The sequence below is a fragment of the Vibrio xiamenensis genome, from assembly GCF_900100015.1.
GTDB classification, from domain to species: Bacteria; Pseudomonadota; Gammaproteobacteria; order Enterobacterales; family Vibrionaceae; genus Vibrio; species Vibrio xiamenensis.
Genome location: NZ_FNDD01000028.1, coordinates 1 through 12,104, shown reverse-complemented (window position 1 = coordinate 12,104; position 12,104 = coordinate 1). Strand labels below are relative to the sequence as shown.

The following is a 12,104-nucleotide window of genomic DNA, read 5'->3' as shown; positions in this document are numbered from 1 at the left end:
AAAGAAATTCATCATGCCTTACTTGTTAGCTATCTTCATTTCTCTGATGACACTGACTGGTTGTCAATCTGCTTACTACTCCGCGATGGAGCAAGTAGGCTACCATAAACGCGATATTATGGTTGACCGTGTCGAAGACGCAAAAGAATCCCAACAAGACGCTCAAGAAGAGTTCTCAAGTGCTTTAGAAGCACTGTCTGCCCTCACTAATTATGATGGCGGCGAATTAGAAAAAATGTATAACAAAATTAACGCAGAGTACGAAGACAGCGAAGCCGCTGCTCAAGACGTTCGTGACCGTATTGCCGCGATTGAAGACGTTTCAGCTGCGCTATTTGAAGAGTGGCAACAAGAGCTCGACATGTACTCGAACGCATCGCTACGTAACAAAAGTGCCGCTAAAATGCGTACCACCAAATCTTCTTACCAAAGCATGATTGCTGCAATGAAACGTGCTGAGAAGAAAATGGACCCTGTACTTGATACTTTGCGTGACAACACCTTGTACTTGAAACATAACCTCAATGCGAGCGCGATTGGTTCTTTGAAAGGCGAGTTCTCAGATCTAGAACTGGATATCCAAAATGCGATCAACGAGATGAACTCTGCGATTGCTGAATCAGATAAATTCATCGCTCACCTAAACGACAAATAAGCGTTTAATTAGCGAAAAAGCCGTGAGTGTCCCTCACGGCTTTTTTATTTGCCAAGCATTATGTGCCGCGCAACAAACTCCGCTCGTTCGCTTACGCTCGCCCACGGCACCTCTATGATGTGGTAACCCAAGCTTTGATAGCTAGCAAGCAACTGCTGATGCAACTCTAATGCCTCTGCAAAAGGATAAGGACGCACCTCATCTTGCACATAGGTAAACTCATTCGGTTGACAGAAAAACACCTGACTATGGTAGCCACGACTGCCCTCTAAGTAACGCTGTGACAACGGGTGCCCTGCGCCACTAAGATACGCGCAAATATCTGGAATCGCGCGGTCTAAAAACGCCACCTTCTCGCACATCGCTTGCTGCTTTTGCTGCTGCATCTCTTCAAGGCACAGCTCGGCAAACGCAGGCAAATTATCCCAAGGCAAAATGCCGTTCTCAAACTGGCTTTGCTGCTCGATTAAGTCTCTCGGAACTTCATTGAACGTGGTAAAACCGCGCTCGGCCAACGCGTGTAATAGGGTGGTCTTGCCTGCGCCCGGTCCGCCACTGATGATGATCGGGTCCATAACTTAGAAACTCCTGTAACCAATTTAAACTTATGTCGACAATTTAAACTTATCTCGACAATTTAAACTCACCGAGATGAAAAAGCCCCGAATTGTTTCCAATTCAGGGCTTAGCATTATTCGCGGTTATCGAGCGGAATTACTTCGCGCCACGACCTGCACGTTTACGGTCATTTTCCGTTAGGTGACGCTTACGAATACGGATGCTTTGAGGTGTTACTTCAACTAGCTCGTCGTCATCAATAAACTCAAGCGCTTGCTCAAGTGTGTACTTGATTGCAGGAGATAGAACCTGCGCTTCGTCAGTACCTGATGCACGAACGTTGGTTAGCTGCTTACCTTTCAGACAGTTTACCGTTAGGTCGTTAGAGCGGTTGTGAATACCGATAACTTGGCCTTCGTAGACTTCGTCTGCGTGTTCAGTAAATAGACGACCACGATCTTGCAGGTTAAATAGTGCGTAAGTCAGAGCTTTACCGGTTGCGTTTGAAATCAACACACCGTTGTTACGTTGACCAATCGTGCCACCTTTGTGTGGACCGTAGTGATCAAATGTATGGTAAAGCAGACCAGAACCTGAAGTCAGAGTCATAAACTCAGTTTGGAAACCGATCAAGCCACGAGAAGGCATGATGAAGTCCATACGTACACGGCCTTTACCATCTGGTGCCATGTCTTTTAGCTCACCTTTACGCAGACCGATGTTTTCCATGATGCCACCTTGGTGCTCTTCAAGCACGTCGATAGTCACAGTTTCAAACGGTTCCATTAGCTGACCATCTTCTTCTTTGATGATAACTTCTGGGCGTGATACCGCCAGCTCAAAACCTTCACGGCGCATGTTTTCGATCAGGATAGATAGGTGAAGTTCACCACGGCCTGAAACGCGGAATTTATCTGGATCGTCAGTTTGCTCAACGCGTAGTGCTACGTTGTGCACCAATTCTTTCTCAAGGCGCTCAAGGATGTTACGTGAAGTCACGAACTTACCTTCTTTACCCGCGAATGGAGAAGTGTTGACTTGGAAAGTCATCGTAACCGTTGGCTCATCAACTGAAAGTGCAGGAAGCGCTTCTACGCTACCTTGAGCACAGATGGTGTCAGAGATTTTTAGTTCGCCAAGACCAGTAATCGCGATGATGTCACCCGCGTTTGCCTGTTCAACATCATGACGCTCTAGACCTAGGTAACCTAGTACTGTACCCACTTTACCGTTGCGAGTTTTACCATCAGCACCGATAACAGTAACTTGTTGGTTTGGCTTCACAGTACCACGCGTTACACGGCCAACACCGATAACACCAACGTAAGAGCTGTAATCTAGCTGAGAGATTTGCATCTGTAGTGGACCGTCTAGGTCAACTTCTGGTGCCGCCACTTCTTTTACGATAGTTTCAAATAGCGGTTCCATGTTCTCGCCAGTTTCGCCCTCTTCTAGAGCAGCCCAACCGTTAAGAGCAGAAGCATAAACAACTTTGAAATCTAGCTGTTCGTCAGTTGCACCTAAGTTGTCGAATAGGTCGAATACTTGGTCCATTACCCAATCAGGACGAGCGCCTGGGCGGTCAATCTTGTTGATGACCACGATAGGTTTTAGGCCGTGAGCAAACGCTTTTTGAGTTACAAAACGGGTTTGAGGCATTGGACCGTCAACCGCGTCAACGATCAACAGTACGCAATCGACCATTGACATGATACGTTCAACTTCGCCACCGAAGTCGGCGTGCCCTGGAGTATCTACGATGTTGATACGGTAGTCGTTCCAGTTGATCGCAGTGTTTTTCGCCAAAATGGTGATGCCACGTTCTTTTTCGATGTCGTTCGAGTCCATGACTCGCTCTTCAACTTCACCGCGAGACTCAAGCGTACCGGATTGCTGTAGCAGTTTATCTACCAGCGTGGTTTTACCGTGGTCAACGTGCGCGATGATCGCGATATTTCGTAATTTATCAATCTGTGGAGTAGTCATGGAATTAGATTCACTCGATATAAGAAGCCCATCTTCTAATTGTAATCATTAAAAGCGTTGCTTACTTGATTAAAAAAAAGCCGCCATAATGTACCAGATTCTGGGGAAAAACCTAGAAATATGTGATCTAACTCTGTGCTTTTTGCTGCGTGTTGCCAGCATTGCGATAAATATGCATAGCATTCCTATCTTTTCCCACAAAACCACATTGACAAAATGGTTATAAACCGACTTCAATAACTCGCTAATGTCACATCGTGGTGCATAAATCCAGTTAACGCACCAAAACAATGCAACAAAGGATCATTTTAGTGCACCTGGTTGCCCGAAAACGTGCAACGACTTTTTAAGGCCATGATTTATATGAAAATTGTTTTCTGGCATGGTTTTAGCTTTACGGAAAATAGCATCGATTAATTAAATTGAAATGAAATTAATCAATGCTGGATTCAAAAGAATTCCCGCTTTCACCGTTTTAATAACACTGGAGGTTATCCAAGATGTCAGTAGAAAATGTTTTATCGCTGATCCAAGAAAACGAAGTTAAGTTTGTTGACCTGCGTTTTACCGACACTAAAGGTAAAGAACAACACGTCTCTATCCCTGCGCATCAAGTTGACGCAGACTTTTTCGAAGACGGTAAGATGTTTGACGGTTCATCAGTAGCAGGTTGGAAAGGTATCAACGAATCTGACATGGTGATGATGCCAGACGCAGCTTCTGCCGTTCTTGACCCATTTACTGAAGAAGCAACTCTGAATATCCGTTGTGACATCCTAGAGCCTGCAACTATGCAAGGCTACGACCGTGACCCACGTTCTATCGCTAAACGCGCAGAAGATTACATGCGTTCAACTGGTATCGCAGACACTGTTCTTGTTGGTCCAGAACCAGAATTCTTCCTATTCGACGATGTGAAATTCAACACAGACATGTCTGGTTCTTTCTACAAAATCGACGACGTAGAAGCAGCTTGGAACACTGGCGCTGATTACGAAGAAGGTAACAAAGGCCACCGCCCTGGCGTTAAAGGTGGTTACTTCCCAGTACAACCAGTTGATTCATCACAAGACATCCGTTCTGCTATGTGTCTAATCATGGAAGAAATGGGCCTTGTTGTTGAAGCGCATCACCACGAAGTGGCGACTGCGGGTCAAAACGAAATCGCAACTCGTTTCAACACTTTGACTAACAAAGCTGACGAAATCCAAATCTACAAGTACGTTGTTCACAACGTTGCTCACGCATTTGGCAAAACAGCAACCTTTATGCCTAAGCCACTTGTTGGCGACAACGGTTCTGGTATGCACGTTCACCAATCTCTAGCAAAAGACGGTGTTAACCTATTTGCTGGCGACAAGTACGGCGGTCTATCTGAAACTGCACTGTACTACATCGGTGGTGTTATCAAGCACGCTCGCGCAATCAACGCATTTGCTAACCCAGCGACTAACTCGTACAAACGCTTAGTCCCAGGTTTCGAAGCACCAGTTATGCTTGCTTACTCAGCACGTAACCGTTCTGCATCTATCCGTATCCCAGTGGTACCAAGCCCTAAAGCTCGTCGTATCGAAGTTCGCTTCCCAGACCCAGCAGCTAACCCATACCTAGCGTTCTCTGCGCTACTAATGGCTGGTCTTGACGGTATCAAGAACAAGATCCACCCTGGCGATGCAATGGACAAAGACTTGTATGACCTACCAGCAGAAGAAGCAGCAGAGATTCCAAAAGTTGCAGAATCTCTACAACAAGCGCTAGAAGCTCTTGATGCAGACCGTGAGTTCCTAACTGCTGGCGGCGTATTCTCTGATGACTTCATCAACTCTTACATCGACCTTAAATCTAGCGATGTACAGAAAATAAACATGACAACTCACCCACTTGAGTTCGAACTTTACTACTCTGTATAATCACTTTGGTGATAAAAAAGCCCGCTTCGGCGGGCTTTTTTTATGCCTGTTCAATACACAATCACCATATTGAACCAGCCATGACCCATTTCGGCCAAGCGCTAAATTACTACTCAAAATATCCAACATAGTGGCACAATAAAAAACAGCCAATGACCCACAACAGGGCACCATTCGGTCTCGAGTCAAAATTGAGAGAAAGCGCATGCGATCATCAAGATCGCGATAGTCATCAGTTTTAAATTCAATCGATTAGATACGGCAAGCTTATTGCATTATGTAGAGTAATCATGGTGCATATGTATAAAGCGAGCTTTCGCTAAGGTCTAAAGGCTTAAACAACCTATGCTTTTTTGGTTTCTCCTTTAGCTCGCTGCATTTATGCGCCATACTTGGGAAAATGCAATGCACCATAATGGATCATTGCACCTAATTGGTACATCGAAAGGATATCAACTGTGAGCCCAAAGCTGAGTGACATCATTCTTGACAACTTAGTGACCGCGACCTTAATCATGGAAGAGTCACTCTTGGTGCGTTATGCCAATCCAGCGGCAGAGCAGCTTTTTTCTCAGAGTGTCAAACGCATTGTTGACCAGCCGTTATCAAATCTCATCCAACACGCATCCCTCGATCTCGCGTTACTTTCTCAGCCACTGCAAAGTGGTCAAAGCATTACCGACAGCGATGTCACGTTCGTGGTGGATGGTAAACCGCTGATGCTGGAAGTCACCGTTAGCCCGATCTCATGGGATAAAGAGCTGATGCTATTGGTTGAGATGCGCAAGATTGGCCAGCAACGTCGATTAACTCAAGAGCTCAATCAACACGCTCAGCAACAAGCGGCGAAGCTACTGGTTCGCGGTCTCGCCCATGAAATTAAAAACCCGCTTGGTGGCTTACGTGGCGCGGCGCAGCTTCTAGAACGAACTCTGCCAGATGAATCGCTCACTGAATACACGCAAATCATTATCGAACAGGCCGATCGCCTACGTTCGTTGGTCGACCGCCTGCTTGGTCCACAAAAACCGGGTAAGAAGAAACCGGTGAATTTGCATTTGCTGATCGAAAAGGTTCGCCAGTTAGTCGAGCTTGATATTGGCAAATCAGTGGTCATCGAACGCGATTATGATCCGAGCTTACCAGACATCGTGATGGACCCTGATCAGATAGAACAAGCGCTGCTCAACATCGTCAGTAACGCAGCGGAAATTCTATCCAAACAAGAGCACGGTGAAATCCGCATTCGCACTAGGACAGTGCACCAGGCCAATATCCATGGTCAACGCTGCAAACTCGCAGCCCGCATAGAGATCATCGATAACGGTCCAGGGATTCCAAGCGAATTACAAGACACATTGTTTTACCCCATGGTCAGCGGCCGTGAGGGGGGAACAGGGCTAGGACTTTCTATCGCCCAAAACCTGATCGACCAGCACAACGGAAAAATAGATGTAGAAAGCTGGCCAGGACGAACGATTTTTACGATTTATTTGCCGATTTAGAGGCATAGCATTGCTGTAAGGAATTCATATTATGAGTAAGGGATATGTCTGGGTCGTAGACGATGACAGCTCAATTCGCTGGGTAATGGAGAAGACGTTATCTTCAGCAGATATTAAATGCGAAACGTTTTCTGATGCTGAAAGTGTACTTTTGGCGCTAGAGCGCGAAACACCTGACGTGCTGATTTCTGATATTCGCATGCCCGGTATTGACGGTATTGAGCTACTCGCTCAAGTCAATACCAGTTACCCAGAGCTGCCAGTTATCATTATGACCGCGCACTCGGATTTAGACGCTGCGGTCAACGCATACCAAAAAGGTGCGTTTGAATACTTACCTAAGCCGTTTGATGTCGACGAAACGCTGACTCTGGTTGAGCGCGCCATCACTCACAGCCATGAACAGAAGCAAGAACAAGCGAAAGAAGAACCTCATGCCTATGCGGCACCTGAAATCATTGGTGAAGCACCGGCGATGCAAGAGGTATTTCGCGCTATCGGTCGTCTGTCTCGTTCATCGATTTCTGTACTGATTAACGGTGAATCGGGAACCGGTAAAGAACTGGTTGCTCACGCACTGCATCGTCACAGCCCTCGCGCGCAAAAACCTTTTATCGCGTTAAACATGGCGGCGATTCCTAAAGACTTGATCGAATCAGAATTGTTTGGTCATGAGAAAGGCGCATTTACCGGTGCCAATAACATTCGCCAAGGGCGCTTTGAACAAGCCAACGGTGGTACGCTGTTTTTGGATGAAATCGGCGATATGCCGCTGGATATTCAAACTCGCTTGCTGCGTGTCTTGGCCGACGGTCAGTTCTACCGTGTTGGTGGGCATTCACCAATTAAAGTTGACGTTCGCATCGTTGCGGCAACGCACCAAAACCTTGAGAAACTGGTGCATGAAGGGGATTTTCGTGAAGATTTATTCCACCGTCTAAACGTCATTCGTATCCATATTCCATCGCTGCGCGAGCGTCGCCAAGATATCGAAAAACTGACGCTGCACTTCTTAGCCTTAGCGTCGGAAGAACTCGGCGTCGATGCGAAAACTCTGCATCCTTCAACGGTCGAAATCCTTAATCAACTCGATTGGCCGGGTAACGTACGTCAGCTTGAAAACATTTGTCGCTGGTTAACCGTGATGGCAAGTGGTAGTGAAATTCTGCCTAACGATTTACCTTCAGAACTGTTAGAAGAAAAATCGCTGCATCAATTCTCTGATGAAGTCAGTTGGCAGCAACAATTGGCCAATTGGGCGAAAAAGGCCCTTGCCCAAGGAGAAACCGAATTACTCGCTTTTGCGCTTCCTGAGTTTGAACGCATTTTGCTTGAAGTCGCTTTGGATCACACTAAAGGACACAAACAAGACGCCGCTAAGGTGCTTGGATGGGGTAGAAATACACTGACGAGAAAACTCAAAGAGCTTTATTAAAGGTTGCTCCCACGATTTCGTGTTGTAACTTGTAAGAACAAAGTTTGCCATCAGATAATAATAAAGTGTTACGTACACTTCTGTTAGCTTTGTACTTATGTTACAACACGAATTCATACGCTTCCTAAGAGCTTGTTTATGCGCACAATAAATCAAATCACATTAAAAACCGCAGTGGTCTTTCCCTTTGTATTGATCTTTCTATTTGCAATCGGAATCATTGTTGTTGTGCAAAAAAACAACTACGAAGATATGGTCGCGGATGTCAGCGCGAAACAACTTTCCACGCTAACTTCCAATGTTTCGTTAGAACTGCGTAACTTTCTCAACCGCCCCTTTCAGGCCGGCTTACAGCTCAGTCATGGACTTGGATTCAATCAGCTCTACCACACCAACAACACCGCAGACATTCAACCTTATTTACTCAGCGGCTTTCAAAATATTTACCAAGATATTCCACAAATCGACGCCATCGGTTTTGGGGGGATAGACGCTGAATACGTTGGCTTTCGTAAAGAACCCAATAAAAAATACACCTTGATGGTGAAAGACCGTCGCACTCAAGACCAATTGGTCATTTATCGCAGCGATACGATCACCGACGACATTCGCTCAGTGATAAAAGATTATGACCCGCGTGTGCGTCCTTGGTATGTGCCAGTGGCGCAAACCGAGCACCCGATGTGGTCGCCGATTTACGCCAATGTGGACGAGCGTCAGGACATTACTCTCTCCGCGCTTAATCCAGTATTCGAAAAAGATAAGTTTGTTGGCGTGATGGTGACCGATGTCAAAATCGATACCTTTAGCGAGTTTCTGCGTCAAAAGCAGCAAGAGACTAACGCCTATATCTATCTGTTTGACCCGCACCAACGCATTATCGCTCAATCCTCAACGGGGAGCATCGTGTCTTGGGGAACCAAATACTCCAATAAAGGTGAGCGTTTACTTCTTACCGAAAACGGCAACCCGATTATCAACAAAAGTGCTCAGTTGATTAAACAGGGTGCGCTGCCGCTGCCTGGCGATGTTGACCAATTTACCTTTGCGCTCGATGAGCAGCGCTATTTCAACCGCGTGACGCCATATATCGATAAGTACGGTCTTAAGTGGTACATCGGCGTGGTAATTCCTGAAACCGACTTGCTCGGTGAACTGGCTCGCAGCCAACGTGACAGCTGGGTGATAGGTTTGTGTGTCAGCTTACTCGGCATTTTGATCGGCTTAATTGCGTTTAATAAAGTCACCGCCCCGATAACGTCAACTGCAACGGCTGCCCGTAACCTTGCCAAAGGTGACTGGGAAAGCCAAATGCCAAAGCCGGGGCATATTTACGAAACCACCATGCTGGTGCACGCCTTTACCGAAATGGCGAACAACCTCAAGGCCACCTTTAAAGCACTACGCTCACAGCTGCTGTACGATTCGTTAACCAAGCTCTATAGCCGTGAAGGCTTAATCGATACTTGTGACAACCTGCGTAAGCTCAATGGCTGTCTATTCCTGATTGGGATTAACAAATTTCGCGATATCAACGACAGCTTAGGTCACTATAAAGGTGACCAATTGTTGGTGATCATTTCAGAGCGGCTAAAAACGCTGTTTGAGAAAGATGCTTACATCGCCAGAATCGGTGGTGATGAGTTTGCGATTTATGTCGATAACCCAGCCGTAAAAATTGAGGCGTCGCTGATCGCCAATCGCATTCAAAAAATGTTCGCGTCGCCATTTACCATGCAGCAAGAAAGTGTAGTGGTGAATGTCTCCATTGGTATTGTCACCGAAGGCTCACAGTCAAATATGACCCTGTGGCTGCGTAACGGCAGTATCGCGCTCAGCAATGCCAAACAAGACTTAACTAAAATCAGCTACTACAAGCCCGAAATGGCCGATCTGTCGAGGCGTAAAACCCTGATGCAAGCCAAGATCAAAGATGCGATTGAAAACGAAGAGTTTGTTCCATATTACCAACCAATCGTGGACTTAAAATCCGGTCGCGTGGTTGGCGCTGAAGCGCTTGCACGCTGGCATTCAAAAGATGGTGTGGTGCCGCCACTTGAGTTTATCTCGATTGCTGAAGAAAGCGGGCTGATTGCTGCAATCGGCAAACAAATCCTCACCAAAGCCTGCTCGGATACCGTCAAAGGTATGCAGCAAGGTAAGTGGGGCACCGATTTTAATATGCACGTTAACTTGTCAGTGGATCAGCTATCGATGCGTGATTTTATCGATACTCTGAAACATGTCCTTGCTCGCACCGGAATGACACCGAGTAATCTGACCTTAGAAATTACCGAGTCACGAATAGTCGACAACGACCCAATCATAGTGAAGAATATGCAATCCATTCGCGAGCTGAATGTTCAGATCGCGATTGACGACTTTGGTACAGGTTATAGCTCACTTGCTTACCTGCATAAATTGCCATTTAACTGTCTGAAGATCGATCGTACCTTCGTTAACAAGCTTAACGAGCAAGAACTCGATAATTCGGTTGTCGCGGCCATTATCAATATGACCAAAGGAATGAACGTCAATTTAGTTGCCGAAGGCATAGAGACGGAAAAACAAGCCGAAATGTTGGTGAAATTGACCTGCCCATTAGGACAAGGTTTCCTCTACAGTCGACCAATGCCCTATGATGAATGGCCAACACAATTAGTAAACACCGATTAAAATCTAAGCTCAAAAGGGATATTTGAATTCACACCGTACTGACAGCGGGTGTGTGGCTTTTTATACTTAATTTAATTTCCCTCAATTGGAATGCTCAGAATGATAACTAAAAATCTCCCGGTCACCGATTTACACCGCCACCTCGACGGTAATATTCGCACCCAAACTATTCTAGAATTGGGACAAAAGTTTGGGATTGCTCTTCCGGCAAACAATATTAAAGACTTAACCCCGCATGTGCAGATTGTAGAAGCCGAACCTTCGCTGGTTGCGTTCCTATCTAAACTCGATTGGGGCGTTGCTGTGCTTGGCGATCTGGATGCCTGTCGCCGCGTCGCTTATGAAAATGTTGAAGATGCGCTCAACGCGCAGATCGATTATGCAGAGTTGCGCTTTTCTCCCTATTACATGGCGATGAAACATCAACTGCCGATTGAGGGTGTGGTTGAGGCTGTCATCGATGGGGTGCAGGCGGGTAGCAAAGATTTCGGTATCAAAGCTAACCTTATCGGTATTATGAGCCGCACCTTTGGCACCCAAGCATGCCAGCAAGAGCTGGATGCGATTCTGAGCCACAAAGACAAGATTGTCGCAGTTGACCTTGCAGGTGATGAACTTGGCCAGCCTGGAGAGCGCTTCGTTAAGCATTTTTCGCAAGTAAAAGATGCCGGACTCAGTGTAACCGTTCATGCGGGTGAAGCAGCAGGGGCGCAAAGCATGTGGCAAGCGATTGAAGAATTAGGCGCGACACGCATTGGCCACGGTGTTAAAGCCGTTGAGGATCCAAAACTGATGGATTATCTCGCCAAACACCGTATCGGTATCGAATCTTGTCTCACCTCCAATATTCAAACCAGCACGGTTGCTTCGCTCAGCCAACACCCGCTTAAAACTTTCTTGGATCACGGTGTATTAGCTTGTCTAAATACCGATGACCCAGCAGTTGAAGGTATTGAACTGCCTTATGAATATGAAGTTGCGGCGCCAAAGGCAGGCTTAAGTGCTGAGCAAATTCGCCAAGCTCAAATCAATGGTTTGGAGCTAGCCTTCTTGTCTCAACAAGAAAAACAAGCACTAAAAGAGATGGCAAGCCAGCGCGTTTAAGCTTCAATTTATTACAATCAGCCGATGCTTTGCATCGGCTTTTTATTGCCTACGCACTCTCTAATGACACTAAAGCGAAGCAGAGTAGGGGAGAGAAGTAATCTTGGCGCGAAGGTTAATTTGCTGTTTTATTTACGATGGACGTAAAAAAGCCCGCTGATTTCTCAGCGGGCTTTCTCAATAGTGGCGGAGAGATAGGGATTTGAACCCTAGATACGCTATTAACGTATGCCGGTTTTCAAGACCGGTGCTTTCAACCACTCAGCCATCTCTCC

Annotated in this window: 8 protein-coding genes and 1 tRNA gene; 6 read left to right on the top strand and 3 right to left on the bottom strand. The window is 46.2% G+C overall.

Annotated elements, in window-relative coordinates:
- Positions 1-13: 13 nt before the first annotated feature.
- A complete protein-coding gene (locus tag BLS03_RS18875; protein WP_093277737.1) occupies positions 14-655 on the top strand; it encodes a DUF2959 domain-containing protein in 642 nt (213 codons plus the stop codon).
- A gap of 44 nt (positions 656-699) precedes the next feature.
- Here the strand turns inward: BLS03_RS18875 and BLS03_RS18870 are convergent, their stop codons facing one another.
- Both BLS03_RS18870 and typA read right to left on the bottom strand, forming a co-directional pair.
- Complete coding sequence (locus BLS03_RS18870; RefSeq protein ID WP_093277734.1) at positions 700-1,230, bottom strand: AAA family ATPase; 531 nt, start codon at positions 1,228-1,230, stop codon at positions 700-702.
- Positions 1,231-1,369: 139 nt separating this feature from the next.
- A complete protein-coding gene (typA, locus tag BLS03_RS18865; protein WP_093277732.1) occupies positions 1,370-3,199 on the bottom strand; it encodes a translational GTPase TypA in 1,830 nt (609 codons plus the stop codon).
- Between the two features lie 500 nt (positions 3,200-3,699).
- On the opposite strand from typA, the gene glnA reads away from it, so the two are divergent.
- The 5 genes from glnA (at position 3,700) to add (ending at position 11,829) form a co-directional block, all read left to right on the top strand.
- Positions 3,700-5,109 carry a glutamate--ammonia ligase gene (gene glnA / locus BLS03_RS18860; protein ID WP_093277729.1) on the top strand — a complete coding sequence of 470 codons (1,410 nt, stop codon included), beginning with the start codon at positions 3,700-3,702 and terminating at the stop codon, positions 5,107-5,109.
- 458 nt (positions 5,110-5,567) lie between these two features.
- On the top strand, positions 5,568-6,614 hold the full coding sequence (gene glnL / locus BLS03_RS18855) for a nitrogen regulation protein NR(II) (RefSeq protein ID WP_093277727.1): 1,047 nt from the start codon (positions 5,568-5,570) through the stop codon (positions 6,612-6,614).
- A 31-nt stretch (positions 6,615-6,645) separates the two neighbouring features.
- Positions 6,646-8,049 (top strand): nitrogen regulation protein NR(I), encoded by a 1,404-nt coding sequence (gene glnG, locus BLS03_RS18850; RefSeq protein ID WP_093277724.1) that lies wholly within the window; start codon positions 6,646-6,648, stop codon positions 8,047-8,049.
- A 138-nt stretch (positions 8,050-8,187) separates the two neighbouring features.
- Entirely contained in the window at positions 8,188-10,725 is a 2,538-nt protein-coding gene (gepA, locus tag BLS03_RS18845) for a phosphodiesterase GepA (protein WP_093277722.1), read from the top strand.
- Between the two features lie 99 nt (positions 10,726-10,824).
- Positions 10,825-11,829 (top strand): adenosine deaminase, encoded by a 1,005-nt coding sequence (add, locus tag BLS03_RS18840; RefSeq protein WP_093277719.1) that lies wholly within the window; start codon positions 10,825-10,827, stop codon positions 11,827-11,829.
- A 184-nt stretch (positions 11,830-12,013) separates the two neighbouring features.
- On the opposite strand, the gene BLS03_RS18835 is transcribed toward add, so the two are convergent.
- Positions 12,014-12,104 (bottom strand) — tRNA-Ser (locus tag BLS03_RS18835).